At 40.1% G+C, this 16,409-nt stretch carries 20 protein-coding genes and 1 riboswitch; of the genes, 4 read left to right on the top strand and 16 right to left on the bottom strand.

The genetic code is table 11. From position 1 onward, the window contains the following. Positions 1 to 25: 25 nt before the first annotated feature. The 7 genes from ACTWP7_RS17025 to ACTWP7_RS16995 all read right to left on the bottom strand — a co-directional run bounded on the left by ACTWP7_RS17025 (position 26) and on the right by ACTWP7_RS16995 (position 6,806). Entirely contained in the window at positions 26 to 958 is a 933-nt protein-coding gene (locus ACTWP7_RS17025; RefSeq protein ID WP_443124254.1) for a YpdA family putative bacillithiol disulfide reductase, read from the bottom strand. A gap of 156 nt (positions 959 to 1,114) precedes the next feature. Continuing rightward, positions 1,115 to 2,395: a Glu/Leu/Phe/Val family dehydrogenase gene (locus ACTWP7_RS17020; protein ID WP_443124231.1), complete on the bottom strand. Its 1,281-nt coding sequence runs from the start codon at positions 2,393 to 2,395 to the stop codon at positions 1,115 to 1,117. Between the two features lie 142 nt (positions 2,396 to 2,537). Beyond that, a complete protein-coding gene (locus ACTWP7_RS17015) occupies positions 2,538 to 3,470 on the bottom strand; it encodes a D-alanine--D-alanine ligase (protein WP_443124230.1) in 933 nt (310 codons plus the stop codon). 128 nt (positions 3,471 to 3,598) lie between these two features. Beyond that, a complete protein-coding gene (locus ACTWP7_RS17010; RefSeq protein WP_443124229.1) occupies positions 3,599 to 4,180 on the bottom strand; it encodes a genetic competence negative regulator in 582 nt (193 codons plus the stop codon). Between the two features lie 136 nt (positions 4,181 to 4,316). Continuing rightward, positions 4,317 to 5,216: a MerR family transcriptional regulator gene (locus ACTWP7_RS17005; RefSeq protein WP_443124228.1), complete on the bottom strand. Its 900-nt coding sequence runs from the start codon at positions 5,214 to 5,216 to the stop codon at positions 4,317 to 4,319. 99 nt (positions 5,217 to 5,315) lie between these two features. Further along, positions 5,316 to 6,080 (bottom strand): metallophosphoesterase, encoded by a 765-nt coding sequence (locus tag ACTWP7_RS17000; RefSeq protein ID WP_443124227.1) that lies wholly within the window; start codon positions 6,078 to 6,080, stop codon positions 5,316 to 5,318. 93 nt (positions 6,081 to 6,173) lie between these two features. After that, on the bottom strand, positions 6,174 to 6,806 hold the full coding sequence (locus ACTWP7_RS16995; protein ID WP_443124226.1) for a CBS domain-containing protein: 633 nt from the start codon (positions 6,804 to 6,806) through the stop codon (positions 6,174 to 6,176). 143 nt (positions 6,807 to 6,949) lie between these two features. On the opposite strand from ACTWP7_RS16995, the gene ACTWP7_RS16990 reads away from it, so the two are divergent. The 3 genes from ACTWP7_RS16990 to ACTWP7_RS16980 are packed head-to-tail and all read left to right on the top strand — an operon-like array spanning position 6,950 to position 8,030. Continuing rightward, positions 6,950 to 7,171 carry a spore coat associated protein CotJA gene (locus tag ACTWP7_RS16990; protein ID WP_443124225.1) on the top strand — a complete coding sequence of 74 codons (222 nt, stop codon included), beginning with the start codon at positions 6,950 to 6,952 and terminating at the stop codon, positions 7,169 to 7,171. Then, on the top strand, positions 7,168 to 7,437 hold the full coding sequence (locus ACTWP7_RS16985) for a spore coat protein CotJB (RefSeq protein WP_443124224.1): 270 nt from the start codon (positions 7,168 to 7,170) through the stop codon (positions 7,435 to 7,437). The genes ACTWP7_RS16990 and ACTWP7_RS16985 overlap by 4 nt, the downstream gene beginning before the upstream one ends. A gap of 23 nt (positions 7,438 to 7,460) precedes the next feature. Next, complete coding sequence (locus tag ACTWP7_RS16980) at positions 7,461 to 8,030, top strand: manganese catalase family protein (protein ID WP_014643552.1); 570 nt, start codon at positions 7,461 to 7,463, stop codon at positions 8,028 to 8,030. A gap of 64 nt (positions 8,031 to 8,094) precedes the next feature. Here ACTWP7_RS16980 and ACTWP7_RS16975 read toward each other — a convergent pair whose 3' ends face one another. The 4 genes from ACTWP7_RS16975 to ACTWP7_RS16960 are packed head-to-tail and all read right to left on the bottom strand — an operon-like array spanning position 8,095 to position 11,469. After that, the gene (locus ACTWP7_RS16975) at positions 8,095 to 8,301 is read right to left on the bottom strand and encodes a hypothetical protein (protein WP_443124223.1); all 207 of its coding nucleotides are present in this window, start codon (positions 8,299 to 8,301) and stop codon (positions 8,095 to 8,097) included. Then, positions 8,282 to 8,890: a lysostaphin resistance A-like protein gene (locus tag ACTWP7_RS16970; protein WP_443124222.1), complete on the bottom strand. Its 609-nt coding sequence runs from the start codon at positions 8,888 to 8,890 to the stop codon at positions 8,282 to 8,284. Before ACTWP7_RS16970 ends, ACTWP7_RS16975 begins: the two co-directional genes overlap by 20 nt. After that, entirely contained in the window at positions 8,859 to 10,412 is a 1,554-nt protein-coding gene (locus ACTWP7_RS16965) for a RecQ family ATP-dependent DNA helicase (protein WP_443124221.1), read from the bottom strand. The genes ACTWP7_RS16970 and ACTWP7_RS16965 overlap by 32 nt, the downstream gene beginning before the upstream one ends. Further along, complete coding sequence (locus ACTWP7_RS16960; RefSeq protein WP_443124220.1) at positions 10,399 to 11,469, bottom strand: helix-turn-helix domain-containing protein; 1,071 nt, start codon at positions 11,467 to 11,469, stop codon at positions 10,399 to 10,401. The genes ACTWP7_RS16965 and ACTWP7_RS16960 overlap by 14 nt, the downstream gene beginning before the upstream one ends. A gap of 137 nt (positions 11,470 to 11,606) precedes the next feature. Between ACTWP7_RS16960 and ACTWP7_RS16955 the strand changes: the two genes are divergently transcribed. Further along, positions 11,607 to 11,855: a ferredoxin gene (locus tag ACTWP7_RS16955; protein ID WP_443124219.1), complete on the top strand. Its 249-nt coding sequence runs from the start codon at positions 11,607 to 11,609 to the stop codon at positions 11,853 to 11,855. A gap of 52 nt (positions 11,856 to 11,907) precedes the next feature. On the opposite strand, the gene ACTWP7_RS16950 is transcribed toward ACTWP7_RS16955, so the two are convergent. From ACTWP7_RS16950 to ACTWP7_RS16930, 5 genes are all read right to left on the bottom strand, one after another. Then, the gene (locus ACTWP7_RS16950; protein ID WP_443124218.1) at positions 11,908 to 12,357 is read right to left on the bottom strand and encodes a helix-turn-helix transcriptional regulator; all 450 of its coding nucleotides are present in this window, start codon (positions 12,355 to 12,357) and stop codon (positions 11,908 to 11,910) included. Positions 12,358 to 12,462: 105 nt separating this feature from the next. Further along, positions 12,463 to 13,641, bottom strand: a complete 1,179-nt coding sequence (locus tag ACTWP7_RS16945) for a hypothetical protein (protein WP_443124217.1) — start codon at positions 13,639 to 13,641, stop codon at positions 12,463 to 12,465. Continuing rightward, the gene (gene sigX, locus ACTWP7_RS16940; RefSeq protein WP_443124216.1) at positions 13,631 to 14,170 is read right to left on the bottom strand and encodes an RNA polymerase sigma factor SigX; all 540 of its coding nucleotides are present in this window, start codon (positions 14,168 to 14,170) and stop codon (positions 13,631 to 13,633) included. The genes ACTWP7_RS16945 and sigX overlap by 11 nt, the downstream gene beginning before the upstream one ends. A 923-nt stretch (positions 14,171 to 15,093) precedes the next feature. Beyond that, positions 15,094 to 15,636, bottom strand: coding sequence for an ECF transporter S component (locus tag ACTWP7_RS16935; RefSeq protein ID WP_443124215.1), 543 nt, complete (start codon positions 15,634 to 15,636; stop codon positions 15,094 to 15,096). 6 nt (positions 15,637 to 15,642) lie between these two features. After that, positions 15,643 to 16,044, bottom strand: a complete 402-nt coding sequence (locus tag ACTWP7_RS16930) for a DUF4430 domain-containing protein (protein WP_443124214.1) — start codon at positions 16,042 to 16,044, stop codon at positions 15,643 to 15,645. A 184-nt stretch (positions 16,045 to 16,228) separates the two neighbouring features. Then, positions 16,229 to 16,408, bottom strand: a riboswitch (cobalamin riboswitch). Position 16,409 lies beyond the last annotated feature (1 nt).

Below are 16,409 nucleotides of genomic sequence, written 5' to 3'. Positions count from 1 at the left end.
AGCGGGAGATAGCTAAACGGATGGCTTATTTCTTACTGCCAATGGCACGAGCGATTTTTCCGCCATGATGCCGACCATTTTCAATAAATATCTCATTATTATTGTATCCAGCTGCAATTACGCCAGCGATATAAATACCAGGAACATTGGTTTCCATACTATCTTCATTATAATCAGGGCGCCCGGTCTCTCTATCAAACTCAACGCCCATCTTAGTCAAAAAGTTATGGTCGGGGCGATAGCCTGTCATAGCGAAAACAAAATCGTTCGCAATACGTTTCTCCTGCCCTCGGCATTCGTAAATGACCTCGGTCTCAGTAATTTCTTTAATATGCGCACAAAAATCCATACTTACGGCACCTTTTCTTACCAGAGCTTCGAATTGAGGTAAGATCCATGGCTTAATACTTTTTGAATATTCTTCACCGCGATATAAAACCGTAACATTAGCTCCGGACTTTTCCAATTCCAGAGTGGCATCGGCTGCTGAATTTTTTCCACCGATTACTACGACATCTTTATTATAGTAGGGATGGGCTTCCTTGAAGTAATGCATAACCTTCGTAAGCTCTTCTCCCTTTATACCTAAATGATTCGGCTGGTCGTAGTAACCGGTCGCAATGACCAGATCCTCCGCTTTATATTCCGCCTGTTCACCTGTCCGCTTTTCAGTCTTAACTATAAATCCTGATTGCTCCTGTGCCACGTGCGTTACTTTTTCGAAAGCATTTATACGTAACTCTTCCCTGCCAGCTACTGCACGGTAATAGGCGAGAGCCTCGTTTCGCACGGGTTTCTGACGTTCTGTAATAAATGGAATGTTTCCAATCTCCAGCTTTTCACTCGAACTGAAAAACGTTTGATGAGTTGGGTAATGAAAAATAGAATTAACAATATTCCCTTTTTCTATAATTAATGGTTCAATGCCCATTTTCTTTAACTCTATGGCTGCACTCATACCACAGGGGCCACCGCCAATTATGATGACTTTTTCTTCCTGATGCACGTTACTCACTCCTTTTTCCAGAAGTATCTGGAACTTACGTTCGATTTAATAAACAAAAGTAAATCTCCTACCATATAAATGATAGGAGATAATTGTGGTCAAATCAACCTATATCCATCCTCTAAAGCGAGAAGCTTCTGCCATCTTTCTTACACCAACCATGTAAGCAGCTAAACGCATATCTACACGTCGGGTCTCTGCGGTTTTGTAAACGTTATCAAACCCTTTAACGATCACTTTATGGAGTTTCTCTTCTACTTCTTCTTCTGTCCAATAGTATCCTTGATTATTCTGGACCCATTCGAAATAAGAAACCGTTACTCCTCCCGAAGACGCTAAAACATCGGGTACAAGCAAAATTCCTCTTTCAGATAATATTCGAGTGGCATCTAAAGTGGTCGGACCGTTTGCCGCTTCTACCACGATACTTGCTTTTATATTGTGAGCATTTTCTTCGCGGATTTGATTTTCGATAGCAGCAGGAACTAATATGTCACAGTCCAACTCCAACAGTTCTTCATTGGATATTGTATTTTTGAAAAGATTTGTGACCGTGCCAAAACTATCTCGGCGGTCAAGTAAGTAATCGATATCCAGACCATCAGGATCATGCAATCCTCCATAGGCATCGGAAATCCCAATAACCTTAGCTCCACGATCGTGCATAAATTTAGCTAAAAAGCTTCCGGCGTTACCAAAGCCTTGAACCACCACTCTGGCACCTTCTACATTTATGCCTTTCTTTTTGGCTGCCTCTTCAATACAGATAGTTACACCTTTAGCCGTGGCTGTTTCCCTGCCATGTGATCCGCCTAAGACAAGTGGTTTACCAGTGATAAAACCAGGGTTATTAAATTCATCTATACGGCTGTATTCATCCATCATCCATGCCATGATCTGAGAATTTGTAAATACATCAGGTGCTGGAATATCCTTTGTAGGACCTACAATTTGACTGATAGCCCTGACATAACCGCGGCTCACGCCTTCAAGTTCCCGGAAAGACATCTCACGAGGGTCACAAACGATTCCGCCTTTTCCTCCACCATAAGGTAAATCTACAATTCCAGCTTTTAAACTCATCCAGATGGATAAAGCCTTGACTTCTTTTTCTGTGACGTTCGGGTGAAAACGCACCCCGCCTTTGGTAGGACCAACCGCGTCATTATGCTGGGAACGATAGCCTGTGAATATTTTAATATGATCATTATCCATCCGTACAGGAATCCTTACCGTCATCATCCGCACCGGTTCTTTCATGAGTTCGTAAACTTCGTTAGGATAACCTAATTTATCAAGTGCTTTTTTAACCACCGTCTGTGTGGATTTTAAAACATCGAGTTTATCATTGTTTTCGTTTGCAGCATCTGTCGGCTTATCCGCTACCATCCATTTACCTCCTAATATCCGTGCATTCGCTTTCAGGGTATTCTTTCAGTCAATAGTATACACTTTCACCTCTATTATGGAAAGCGTGTTTTGGCATTCTAGTGTCTTTAACCTGAAAAAATGTAAACGATTACACTCTCTATTATTTATCAAGTTGGGATAGTTCTACGAATTTTTCTATAAGATCGTCGTAGCTCCAGCCTATTTCCTTGGCGGAATCAGGGAATAAACTAGTTGGAGTCATCCCCGGAAGTGTATTCACTTCCAGAATCACCGGCTCCCCTTTTTCATTAATTATGAAATCTACACGAGAATAAACTTCACATCCTAATAACTGATGAGCTTTCACCGCTTCTTGTTTTAGTCGATCGGTAAGATTATCCGGCAGTTTGGCAGGAACAATATGTTCACTTCCACCTGGTTTATATTTTGAGTCAAAATCATAATAATCATTCTTAGGAATGATTTCAATAACCGGAAGCGGCGTTTCTTTTCCTTTTTGACCTATGACCGGGACCGTCACTTCTCTTCCCTGAACATAATCCTCTACCAGAATAGTAGAATCAGAGTGAGCAGCTGTTTGGACGGCTTTTTCAATCTGACCTTCATTCTTCACAATGGTTAGTCCCAATGTGGATCCTTCCTGGTTCGGCTTAATCACGAATGGCGTAGGAAAATGCTTCTTGATATCTTCCACTATGTCACTCATATTAAATAAGCCCGTAACATCAAACGTTTTGCTGTTTGCAGTTTGAAGTCCATTTAATGAGAAGATTTGTTTTGATTTTGCTTTATCCATAGCTAGAGCTGAGGATAATACACCTGACCCAACATAAGGAAGGTTAAGCATATCAAGCAAGCCTTGAATTTTACCATCTTCACCAAAGCGTCCATGAAGTCCCAAGAAAACAAGATCCACTTTCAATTCCAGTATATCTTTAATTTTTTCGGGTGAAAAATCGATAGCGATCACATCATGACCTTTGTTTTTTAACGCTTTTATTATTCCCTTACCTGTAGATAAAGAAACTTCCCGTTCTCCAGAAGTCCCTCCATACAATACTGCAATCTTCATTATGGACACTCCATTTCTTACCATCTTAAAATTTCAAACATCCTTATCTATAGTAACATGTTCTATAATGAGCTTCTATTAAAAATAAAAAGAACGAAGCTTATAAAGCATCGTCCACTCAAAACGGATTAAGAAAAATAATTTTTAATTGTCCCGCATGCATTTTCTTTCATAATTTGCTTTCCATACTCAGCCAATCTATACGAGGTAGCTGAGGAGGCAGAGGCAAATTCAGATAGTAAAGCAATAACTTGATCGATATCCAGATGAATGATGTCTTCATCCATAAGGAGCATATAGTAGAAATCATTGTAATAATATACATTTCCACCCGTAACACCCAGCTTGTGTAAGTGAATACCGGCCTGGATGACATGTTCAAAATCTTCGAATGAAAACATCATTTCTTTACTTTCATCCAGTGTAACTTTCATTTCCATGTAATCTTCTTCATCTTCCATATCAGTTGGCTCAGTTTTGGTAACAACAATTAACATGCCTTGTGCCTGTAATAGATAAACTTGCACAAGTAACACACCTGTTAACTCGACCCCGAGCTCAATTCCCGCATCATACATCATATCGCTGAAAATTCTATGGACTCTTGGAAGGTCACTCCACAATTCTTCTTTTGATAATCCTCTATCCAACAAATCATCAAAGGTTAGAAAAATTTTAAATTTCTCATTTGTCATTCTTTCCACTCGCACATGATCGCCCCCTGTCACAATGTGTGTTATCTATATAGTATGATGACTGATGCGATTATGGCACCTTTTTTCGAATTATATCTAAAGTGTCATTACAGGGGCAACCTTTTTACTGCAACCTTCATTTTCATTGCTGCTAATGCTTGGTCAGCCAGGCCTCCCAATCTTTTTTAGTGTTTCCTACAAGGAATGGCTCCATTCGTTTTTTATCAAGTTCCGATAACCGGTCATAAGCGAGGCCGCCCAGTCCTATTTTCAATTCAGGAAACTGCTTCTGTAAAGATTCGGCCAGACTCACCGTAATGGGAATATTTTTCTTTAGCGTGCATGACATAAACATGTAGGAGGGTTCTATTTCGTCAATTACAATATCAATGTCGCCCCCGGCAATGCTCTGTCCGAGGTAAATAACGTCATATCCTTTACGTTTCATATATAGTGCAAATATCAACAGTCCAAGTTCATGACGCTCATTAGGTCCACATACAAGAAGGGCCTTAGGAAGCATAGCGTCAGAAGGAATGGAGAGAAGCATCATCCCCATTCTGGAACGGAGGAAATGGCTTGCAAAGTGTTCATGTGCACTAGTAATCCGGTTTTCTTCCCAAAGGTCTCCAATTTTCACTAAGAGAGGACCTATAATATCAATGGCTACTGTTTCCGGGGTAAACAAGCTAAAGGCATGATCCAGTTTCTGCTGTGCTTCATTCTCTTCAAATGACAGCAGCGCATTCAGAAGATCATCTCCCAGGACCTCTAATTGGTTACTGCTTTCCGTATGACTGGAAGCTTCCACTGCATTTTCATTGCTCTCAAGAAGGGATACAGCCTGGGAAATAGTAAATCCTTTATCCACTTTTTCCATTAACCACTTTAATATTTTAATATGCTCGTCTGAATATAAACGATGTCCGGCTTCGTTTCGGGACGGTCGAACAATTTGGTACCGTCGCTCCCATGCTCGAAGAGTGCCAGGCTGAATTCCTACCATTTGAGATACAGCCTTTATATTGTATTTTGCTTGCTTTGTCCCCATTTGCCTTCCTCCAACTCTTTCCTTTTCCTATAATTATATATGAATAGTTAATCACGTGTAAAATTTGTATATTCTTTATATAATATTTGAATAACCCTGTCAGGAAGATTTAATGATAATAGAATGCAGTTCTGCTCTAGTTCCCAGACGCAGGGGGAGCAGTGAGGTTCCATACCCTTCACTTATAAGAAGAGGCGGCTTTTCAGATTCAAACCATCCTCCTCTTGTGTAAGGGCCTAATCCAAATAACCGGATTTGACCGCCATGGGTGTGTCCGCTAAGTACTAGATCAAACTGTTTCTGATCCTGCTGATTCATTTTGTGATAAACGTAAGGGTCGTGAACACATAATATTTGATAATTAATGTGATCGTTTATATAGGCAGACTGACGCCTGGGCTTCATAAAATAAGGATCAATTCCACTTAACAGAAACCCGTCCTCCGATTGAAAGGGCACTTCATTATCCGAATTTGAAAGAACATGAATATGATGATTACCCAGTACATCCAGAAGATTAACTCCTTCCAGTTCATGATCATTATTTCCGGGAATAAAATAGACAGGGGCTTTCCACTGCTTTAATTTCCCTAGATTGTTCTTCAATCTAGTTAGAGGCGTTCGCTTATCCACTAGATCTCCTCCAATGATCACAACATCCACATTATTCAGTTTGTTAAGGGTTTTTTGATTTATTTCGCGGTTATGAACATCAGAAATAAAGACAATGTGAAGTTCTTGAGCGAAAGGAAAAGCAGAATCTTCGATTACATGTTTATCCAAGTAGTCTTGTTCTGCCCTAAAGTACATTCCTGCAAGAAATAACAATCCAAAGCTTGCTACTATTAAGACCCCAGCTAACACTTGCCCCACTCTCCCAAAGATAGAATAAAATTAATCGTATCATAAAAGTATTTCACAAAAAAACTGCTATGAACAAGTCATAGCAGTTAGTCATTACACTTCTTTTACACTTAAAATCCGAAACCCTGTCTTCTCCAGCTTATTTGTAAATTGTTCTATATTATCCTTTCTTTCAATTTTTAGAACGATCCTACGTGCAAGCTTATCCGTTTCATCAAAAGTAGCCAGGGATATGACATTTTCATGATAGCTTTTAATAATGTCTCCCAGTCTCTCAATTCGGCCACTTGACTCTTCAGAAGTAAAAGCAATTCGAATACCTTTCTTTTTACTTCCAAATGCGCTTTCAAACTGCTCAATCACATCAAAACGTGTGACAAGCCCCTGAAAATTCCGTTCTTTATCTACAACAGCCAGTAAAGGAAAACCTTTAAACGCCGGCAGTGTGCGTTCAAATACTTCTTCATCGTGGATATAGAAGTCCTCATTTTCAGCAATATCGCCTGCGGTCGTTTCGTTTAAAAAGGTTTCTTTGCTTTGATCCGCATTAAAATAAGCCCGATAAATAATCTCCTTTGAAACCATTCCTAAGAACTTTCGATCATCAAGTACAGGCATTGCCTGAAGATCATACTCATTCAATAAATCTAAAATGCCGCTTAAGCGATCATCTGTCTTCGCAGTGTATGATCGATGTGCAGGCTTCATAATACTCTTCACAAACATACGCTCACCTCTTCATATTCTATTATGCATCGAATCCTTCTTTAAATCATTTCTCCAGAGACCTGGCTTATTCCTCCTTTTATTCGCATAGGACATGCCGAATAATCATAAATTTTGATAATGAGTACAGGAAGGGGATATATATGTTTACTTTGATTAAGTGTTATCAACCGTATCACGGTCCATTTGATCCATGTCCTCCTCGGCAGAGAGCTTGCTATCAAACTCCTCCCAATCTATATGTTGGTTTTCAACAGCCGAACCTTCCACAATTCTCTTTGCGGGATGCACTTTATAAAGGAACTCTTTGGCCTTGCTTCTACGACCCTTATCCAACTCCACTAGGGAAAGGGGAACATTCATGACCAATCCACCAAAAGCTCCAACCGAAAGATACGAATTAATGGAGAAAATTCAAATCGTAGACTTTGCGCTTGTGGAGCTAACTCTTTACTTAGATACGCATCCAAATGACTTCCAAGCTATTCAGCAATTTAATGAGCTGGCGGTCCAAAGTAGGGATTTGAAAGCAAATTATGAAAAGCACTTCGGCCCGTTGCGCCAGTATGGGGCCAGTTTTTCAGGTTACCCCTGGAATTGGAAAGACAGCCCCTGGCCCTGGCAACTGTAAAGAATAAAAAAAGGAGGGATTCAATGTGGTACTATGAAAAGAAATTACAATATCCAGTTAAAGTAACGGAATGTAACCCAAGACTTGCTAAATACTTGATTGAGCAGTACGGAGGTGCTGATGGGGAGTTATCTGCTGCACTCCGTTATTTAAATCAGCGTTACAGCATCCCTGATAAGGTTATTGGATTATTGACTGATATAGGAACAGAAGAATTTGCCCATCTGGAAATGATCGCTACCATGATTTATAAATTAACCAAAGATGCTACACCTGAACAAATGAAAGAAGCTGGTTTAGGCGCCCATTATGCAAACCATGACCATGCCCTTTACTACAATAACGCTGCGGGAAGTCCGTGGACAGCTACTTATATACAGGCTAAAGGTGACCCGATTGCAGATCTTTACGAAGACATCGCGGCCGAAGAAAAAGCAAGGGCTACTTACCAGTGGATTATCAATATGTCAGATGATCCGTGTTTAAATGACAGTCTTAAATTCTTAAGACAAAGAGAGGTTGTTCACTCTCAACGTTTTCGTGAAGCAGTTGAGATCCTTAAATTCGAGAAAGATCGAAAGCAATTTTTTTAATATCATACAAAATAATTCCCCGTCCATAGTAGGCGGGGAATTATTTTGTATTTGACCTATACTTCTAGAAAATCAGCAACAGGATAATGAAAATAAATATGAAAACAATGATGTAACGAACCCAAAGAGGATTGTCACTCCACCTGGTCATAAAAGTATTAGATTTCTCTTCACTTCGCTGCGGTGGCAAATCCAAAGTGTTCATATTTTCACTCGTTAATTTCTTCTCGTTCACATTATTCACACCTTCACTATGATGGGATTGAGTCACTTGATTCCCCCCTGTTCCCTAGACGTATCCACATGGCAAGTACCACATCTATAATAAAATGAGCCGTAATTGTGACCGTAAGACTGCCTGTTAATTCAAACATATATCCAATAAAAAAGCTGACAAACAATACAGAGATTAAGAGAACAATTTTTGACAAATAACGAAAATGTAAAAGAGCAAATAATAAACTGGCTACCCAATATCCATATTCCGTATGTAAGACACCTCTAAATAACATTTCTTCGCTTATAGCCACTAATAATGTAACTCCAATGATACCTGGGATCGATCGATTTTTAAATACTTTGTTATTAATCCCGCCATCATCATAGTATTGTTTTGGAAGCCTGTTCATCAAAATAAAATCGATCATGAGAACAATTAGTCCTGGCAATACCCCAAACCATATCCAATCATTAAACGTTACTTCGAATATGGATTTCCATTCTGACCAAAAGGAATCAAATAAAAAAAAGCTGCCTAGAATAGAGAGGATTAAAAGTAAAAGCTGGGTTAGGATCAGTTGAAGCGTCACTTCCTGATCCGTCATCATTTTAATAACCTCTGCCTGTTTTTTTCGTTTCATACCTCGCCCCCTGTCTAAAGATAATAGCTAACCGTTCTTTCCAAGTATCAACATCTGCTTGGAACTCGCTCTTCTCAAAGCTTAACGTATCCATTGTAAATCCACATGAATCACAGCAAGGTACTGAGGGTTCTCGAATATCAGCTTGAAAGGATTCGTAGAGACTTTTTCTTCTGCAAGAAGTATGATGGATCCATTGAAGCATTTCAGTAAGTTTTGCCTGCTTGTACTTCCACCTTTTGTTTATTAGATCCTCCAGCTTTCGCTCAACAAAAGTTTCTTTAGGGTCTTTTAGGATAGTTCTCTCTTTCAAGACACCGTGTTCTTCTAACTGAAAACGTAAAAAATTCCATTGCGACTCCGATAATTCCAGAAGTTCAGCGAATTCGTCATTCGAAGGAATTAAAGTGTTGTTCTTCCATAACATCTGCATATATCTTAACACGTTTTGAACATGGTCCATTTGTGGCAATTCACTCTCTATTAACATCTGAGGAAGATAATGATCCTTTGGTCCGTAAAGTACTAGGCTAGCACAAGGGTTCCCGTCTCTTCCGGCTCTTCCTACCTCCTGGATAAATGATTCGAGCTGGGATGGGGGGTGAAAATGAATGACCAGTCGTATATTAGATTTATCCACCCCCATACCAAAGGCGCTTGTGCAGCAAATTACATCGAGCTGATCATTCATAAATTGCTGCTGTACCAACATCCTATCCATTTGCTCCATTCCTCCGTGATAAAAAGCTACCCTTTGCTTCAGCTTAGCCTGGAGCAGATAGGCTGCTTTTTCAGTCCATTGTCTACTGGAAAAATAGACCATTGTAGGAACCGCCTGATCAGATAGCAGCTGAATCATCCGATCTATTTTATGATCAGGAGTTGCGTAATGCTCGACCGCGAAACTGACATTCTGCTTGTCCATTGGATAAATATGCTTTTCCATAAGAGGACGCTTCAATTTATCCATAATGTCTGTTTGGACTTCTGGAGTTGCTGTAGCACTTAATGCTAATACTGTTGGTTCGCCAAGTTTAGAAATGGTTTGATGCAATTTTAAATAATCCGTTCTAAATTCATGGCCCCATTGTGATATGCAGTGAGCTTCATCAATGACAAATAAACTGATACTAAGCTTTACAAGATGCTGCATTACCCAGTCATTTTGGAGAAATTCTGGGGACATATATATTAAATCGTATTGATCCAGATGTTCCAGCATTTTTCTCCGCTCCGCACGATCCATAAAACTATTCAGTGCGACGACTGACTTATAGCCAGATGCTTTCAGCTGCTTCACTTGATCAATCATTAAAGAAATAAGAGGAGACACTACAATCGTGGTTCCTGATTGAATCTTTGCGGGCAGCTGATAGCAAAGAGATTTACCAGTTCCTGTAGGTAAAATACCAAGAACATCCTGACCAGATAAAATCGACTCGATAATCGGCTGTTGCCCTTCACGAAACTGTGAAAATCCGAAGTGCTTTTCTAATTGAAAAGATAAATTATACATCTGCATAAGATTGTCCTTTCGCTGTTAACTTCTTACCTTTAGCCAGAGCCAATCTGATTTGGAAGTAATCAAATTCACCGTTCAAAGTTTGATGAATTTGTTTTAAACGCAGCGTATTCATGTTATTAGCTGCTGCTATGATTCTTTGCTGATCTTTGGCACTGAGAAAACGTTCGATTGAAAAATCCGGGATAACTAGGGCTGCTTCAACGATATGGTCCTGAATTGTACTTTTTTTCAAGCGGCGCTTCGAAACAATCGCTTCCAATGTCCACCCTAGCTCTAAATAGTGGTACGTATGCTTAGCTGACTGAGTGATCATTGTCTCACCATCTAAACCACGAGTGCACGCAAATAGGAAGGGGTAGGAATCTGGTGAATTTCTAGCCTCGTGGAATAAATAATAAAGTACATGCTGAATACAAACGTAAGCATCTTCCGTTGTAATGTCATACTTACGCTTCATTTGTTCATAGGTAAGCCCTATCACTTCAGCCCCACTCAACCGAAAGGTGAACAGTTCTGACTCCAAATACGATCGATTGTTCAAAAGATCCAAGATTTCATTATACATTCCTTTGACTTCTTGATTCAGGTTATGGGAAAGAGAAGCATAATAACGTTTAACCCACCTTTGTGCTTTAGAGTCATCGATAACAGGGATAAACGTGTAGTTGCCTGCATGAATAGAAGTAATCGTCTGAATGACTAGTAAAAGTCTGTGTTCAAATTCTCTGATATTCCGGTGATTATTCATTCCGCTAAAAAATTCAAATGTAGGCCCCTGATAGTTATCAAGATAGCGAGCTCCATCAGATGTAATAATGGGTGAGAATCGATCTCCAAGATAAATCCACTGATTTTTTTCAATTTGCTTACATCTATCTTCAAATTCATCTCGAGCTAACCCTTCATAAATACCAAAATAACGCTCCAATTCGTAACCCTTTGCGTCCTGCAATGTCTGAGACGAACGTTTTCCAGTTAATAAATTATATATTCCTGATATTGTACGCTCTCCATTTAACTTTCTTACGCATGTCAAAATAATGACGTTAAACACACCAGCCTCCTCCTTCCAGATACTAGGGAATCTACCGTTCGTGTTGAAAACTCCAGACGGGAGTTTTACAATAACTATGTACCCTATTTATTCAGTTTCCTCTTCATGAGTGGACATACAAAGGAGGATCATCAGTCGTGGCTAAATATACGATGGTTGATCAAGAAACGTGTATCGCATGTGGTGCTTGTGGAGCTGCAGCACCTGACATATATGATTATGACGACGAAGGGATTGCTTACTCTGTACTTGATGATAACCAGGGTGTTTCGGAAGTGCCTGAAGTGTGGGAAGAAGACATGGAAGATGCCTTCGATGGCTGCCCTACAGATTCTATTAAGATTGCAGAATCCCCTTTTGAAGGAAATGCGCACAAGCACGAATAATAAAGTAGAACCTCTTCCGAATGTGAAGGGGTTCTTTTTTTAAGGGATCCTATCATTTATCCAGCTCTTCAAACCTTCTATAAGCTTCTCCCTCATCAAACGTAGAAAACCAGCGGTCAAATTGATCATCTATAATCCGGTAATGCTTGCTTATCATATTTTGCTGCAGTAAAAAACCTTCTTTTTCCTTGAGCGTTGTCCACCATACTTTCCCTCCCAGCGTTTTACCAACCGGACGTTCCACTTGGTGGTGAGCAATGGTTTCTGCAATTTCAAGGGGTGCATCTCCAAGAACGCCTTTTAAAACTTCACTATCTTGAAAAAGAGCGCACACGGCCACCACTGTGGTCCATCCAGCAATTGTGCGTCCTTTTTCAATTTGGACAAGGGTTTTTTTAGACAAGCCTAGCACTTCAGCCATTTTTGATTGCGTATAGCCATATTCCACACGGATTAATTTTATTTTTTCAGTCACTTGTATCCTTAATTGTTCTTTATCCAACCTGCACCGTCCCCTTTACTACGTCCCCCTAATTCTAACATGTCCCCTCCCTGCTTACCTATTAAAGTGATTAAAAACCCCGTATCCATAATACGGGGCGTTAGGTTATTCATTCATATCTATTGGATTTATAAAGGTGGGCACCGGGATAGGTTCGTTTAAGTTGTAGAATGAATTTATTTCATGGTTAATATTATCGAAGATCACTTCGTTAAAACCGAAGTTCTTAGCTGTAGCTAACACCGCATCAATCATCATCATTAATTGCTGATCGCTTGCCCATGACTCGTGTTCAACTGTCATGGTTAGAACAGATCCTTCCACTGCAACCGAAGAAAAGGTTACATGATTGGGTACAGCAGAATCTACGTTGTTAGAAGTATGCTTTTCCTTCATTCGATTTAACGCCTCCTGAATGGAGAGCTCTCTCTCAGCCTTTATAGGGACGAGAAATTGACGCTCGCTGCCCTGATCGCTGTAAATTTGATAATAATATCGATTTTGCTCAACCACAGGAAGAGTTTCTATTTTTCCAAGATTGCCAAGGACGACTGGTGATCCACTCTCTGTCTGAAGCTTAATGTTTTTCACCTCATAAGGGTACAATTTCCACCGGATACTCTCGGATATAATGGATGTGTAGGCACTGCCGCTTATGGAAAAATTATCCGGAAAAATGACCTCAGCCTGGTTTCTTTCTTCATCAATATTAAAGGTTAAATCCTTGATTAGATCTTCAGCCAATCCCCACTCTGCAGGATTAACGAGTGAAGAAATATTTTTATCTTCCTGATCACCAGGTTTTATTACTGTAAATGGTACGACTACCTCTCCATTTTTTCCGGGAAGAACGTAAGACTCTATGTCCGGAGAACGATCCTGGAGTGTAAAGGGTGATTCTGTTTCATTATTATCAGAGGAAGGAGTAGTATCTTCATTTCTACTGGAATCTTCAATTTCTGAAGGTTTTTGTTCAGTAGTTTCTGCCTGGTCCCGGCCACTTTCATTTGCAGACTCAGTGGAACTTTCTTCCTGATCAGCTGAGCCGCTATATTCATTGGTAGGTAGTGAACTCAATAAAACAGGGAGAACAATTGCAAGGATAAGCAGTACTGCAGCTGTAGCCATACTCGGAGTTATCCAGGGAGCGATTCTTCTTTTTCGTTTATTAAGCTTAGGCTCTATGGAGCGATAAAGATTTTCTTTGTTTTGCTTATCTTCAATCTTCGGAAATTCTCCTAACAATTCTTTTAATTCATCTTCGCTATAAGTTTTACGCTTCACGCTGTACCCCCCCTTCTACAGGCTTATCCATCATCTCTTTTAAGGCTTTCATTCCTCGATGCTGAGTCGTTTTCACTTTACTCTCGCTCCAATTTAATATTTTTGCTGTTTCTTGTATAGACAACCCTTGTATGAACCTGAAAATAATTACATTTCTTTGATCTATCGTACAATTATCCAGTGCTTTATAAACTTGCTTCATTTCATCATTTTGGATTGCGATTTCATCCGGCAAAGAAGCATAATCTTTAAGTTGCTCCCCTTTTTCATTCCAATCAAAAAAATCCATAATTCGATTCCGTTTGCGTTTTTGCTTCCTGAAGTGATCAATCGCTACATGTCTCGCTATAGATAGCAGCCAAGTTTTTTCAGTACTCCGCCCATCAAAAGACTGATAAGATTTAAGCACCTTTATATAAACTTCCTGGACAAGATCTTCAGCGAGATCGCGATCTTTGACCATGTAGATTAAATATTGAAACAAATCATGATGATAACTTTCGTAAAGTTCGTCAAAGAACGTTTTCACTAATGGTACCTCCCACTTATCTATTTAGTCGTTATATGTAAGAAAAAAGTTACATCACTATCTTAATATGAGGATTTAAAAAAAGATATAAAGGAAGGGCTATTAAAAGGGATTTATAAATAAATGGATCTCTTAGACGTTCCTGTTAATTTTCACCAATGGCTTATTAAGCTAAAGGGCCGTTTAGTTGAAAACTCAGTTTCGAGATATCGGATTAGTTTAAAGGTCCTGCGGGGGATGATTCGCTTTCCGCGGGCATGTGCTGAGCCTCCTCGAGCTAACGCTCTCCGGGGTCTCACCGATCATGTTCATCCCGCAGGAGTCTTCATCATCCCCCTCCGGACCTGGCCAAATCAGATGCTCGAAATCACATCAAACATACCTGCTTGATGTGGAAGTAAGACGTATGGTTTTACACCTGTTTTCAGGATATAACGATGTACGATAGCCTGTTATAAAAGCATTTAATGCAGATTAAGGAGAAGAACTTTCCTCTTCTGGAAAGGTCCGTTCACTAGATATCGTTGGGGTGGCGGAGGAAACGACGAGACTCCCGCGGGAGAAGGAGCTAGGTGAGACCCCACAAGGAGTGTTAACGACTGAGGAGGCTTGCCAGTTCCCCCGCAGGAAAGTGTTCAAATGTGGAATCACCCCGAAAGACACGACCAGCATAAGCCGACCATCAAAAGGATTGTGGTTTTTCAATCCGTTGATGAGCGACTTATGTCTCGAGTGTCTGGGTGATGGAACAAGACGTGTTGTTTCCGTAGCCGCCCTCATCTAATGTTTGCAACGGACCCGAGTTATCTCGAAACGGAGTCTTCCAGTATCGGGAGCTTTACATTAAAATTAATACGGAAGTTTAAAGAGCCAAATAGATAGAAAAAACACAGGCGTCAGGGGATCCCTGGCATCCTGTGTTTCTAAGAACGATAATTGGTTGTTCCAATATGTGGTGTTTTTTCAGTAAGTCCATTTCTCTTCTTGTAACGTTTAAACAATGTACCTAAAACGGGAGAAAGAACTAAGATGAAAATGATTGTTGAAATAGCATGATTTAGATCGTAAGGCAATCCCGCCAAATAATAAGCCCAGAAAGGCTGACCAATAGAACGCATCGTAAGCGAGATAACCAGCCCGAAAAATATACCTGAGAGAAATCCATATATGGAAAGGCCCCAGACGGGGAGACCTGATTTATATTTTCCAAGTAGACCTGCAACCAAACCTATAATTGACCATGCAACTACCTGCCATATAGTCCAGTAGCCCATCCCAAGAAGCATATTGGATACAATGGTTGTTAAGAATGCCATAACTAGACCTGCAGCGGGTCCCATCCAAAACCCTGTCAAAATGATAATGGCAGTTACCGGCTGTACATTAGGAACATGGCTTAGAGCAATTCTGCCCGCAACCGCTAATGAGGCAAGCATGGCAATTAAGGTGATTTTATAAATATTCATTTTCCATCATTCCCATGAATGGTAATCAAATACAATCTCATCGCCTTGTTTTAATTCATAGTCGTTGGCTCCCACTTGGGCTTCCTCTCCATTAATTGTGTACATCCACGCCATTTTCTTATCTTGATTTGCTGATATTCCTTCAATACTATTTATCATTCCATCACTTTGTTCTACTTCAAAATTATCTTCCAAGACTTTCATCAAGATAGCGCCTTCCTCCACGGAAAGTTCTTTATCAGCTAAGGTTTTCTCTCCATTATTTTTGGAGATCTCTATTTGGACACTGACTTCCTGTTTTTCCTCTTCTTGAACGGCATTGGCTTGTTCCTCTTTCTGTGTGCCACACCCACTTAAGATACCTGCCGTTAATAAAACCGCCAACATTAAAGCATAAAGTTTGTTCATCTTGCTTCCATCCTCTCATTTTTTAGTACTGGCTTTTTCGAAAGGACGAATGGACAACCTAACACTATGTATCCATCAAAAAAAGCCTGCCTTCGTTAAAGGCAAGCTTAAGACAAACAGATGGTTTAGTTAAAATATTTACATAGAACCGATCGGTTGTCTCAAACGCTCAATCCCCGAAGCTTTGAAACACTGGGATCAGGCAGGTCTACTGACTTGTGCGTCATCCTACTAAGGATCCTTCCCGTGCATTTGCACAGTGGAATTTCCTTTTCGTATTCACATACAGTTGCGAGGACAGTCCCGGCCTTTAACCGAGTTCCCGTTTTAAGCCCTTTCAGGCACCTGAATCCACTCAATATGAA

The sequence above is a fragment of the Halobacillus sp. B29 genome (assembly GCF_052246755.1).
GTDB classification, from domain to species: Bacteria; Bacillota; Bacilli; order Bacillales; family Halobacillaceae; genus Halobacillus; species Halobacillus halophilus.
The sequence above is the reverse complement of the archived record's forward strand: the minus strand, read 5'-3'. Positions and strand labels throughout refer to the sequence as shown.

Bases quoted from the DNA above. Each gene is read 5' to 3' on its own strand.
- ACTWP7_RS17025 (WP_443124254.1), bottom strand. From the start codon at position 958: ATGAGTGCAGCCATAGAGTTAAAGAAAATGGGCATTGAACCATTAATT.
- ACTWP7_RS17020 (WP_443124231.1), bottom strand. From the start codon at position 2,395: ATGGTAGCGGATAAGCCGACAGATGCTGCAAACGAAAACAATGATAAA.
- ACTWP7_RS17015 (WP_443124230.1), bottom strand. From the start codon at position 3,470: ATGAAGATTGCAGTATTGTATGGAGGGACTTCTGGAGAACGGGAAGTT.
- ACTWP7_RS17005 (WP_443124228.1), bottom strand. From the start codon at position 5,216: ATGGGGACAAAGCAAGCAAAATACAATATAAAGGCTGTATCTCAAATG.
- ACTWP7_RS16995 (WP_443124226.1), bottom strand. From the start codon at position 6,806: ATGTTTGTGAAGAGTATTATGAAGCCTGCACATCGATCATACACTGCG.
- ACTWP7_RS16990 (WP_443124225.1), top strand. From the start codon at position 6,950: ATGTTTACTTTGATTAAGTGTTATCAACCGTATCACGGTCCATTTGAT.
- ACTWP7_RS16985 (WP_443124224.1), top strand. From the start codon at position 7,168: ATGACCAATCCACCAAAAGCTCCAACCGAAAGATACGAATTAATGGAG.
- ACTWP7_RS16980 (WP_014643552.1), top strand. From the start codon at position 7,461: ATGTGGTACTATGAAAAGAAATTACAATATCCAGTTAAAGTAACGGAA.
- ACTWP7_RS16970 (WP_443124222.1), bottom strand. From the start codon at position 8,890: ATGAAACGAAAAAAACAGGCAGAGGTTATTAAAATGATGACGGATCAG.
- ACTWP7_RS16965 (WP_443124221.1), bottom strand. From the start codon at position 10,412: ATGCAGATGTATAATTTATCTTTTCAATTAGAAAAGCACTTCGGATTT.
- ACTWP7_RS16935 (WP_443124215.1), bottom strand. From the start codon at position 15,636: ATGAATATTTATAAAATCACCTTAATTGCCATGCTTGCCTCATTAGCG.
- ACTWP7_RS16930 (WP_443124214.1), bottom strand. From the start codon at position 16,044: ATGAACAAACTTTATGCTTTAATGTTGGCGGTTTTATTAACGGCAGGT.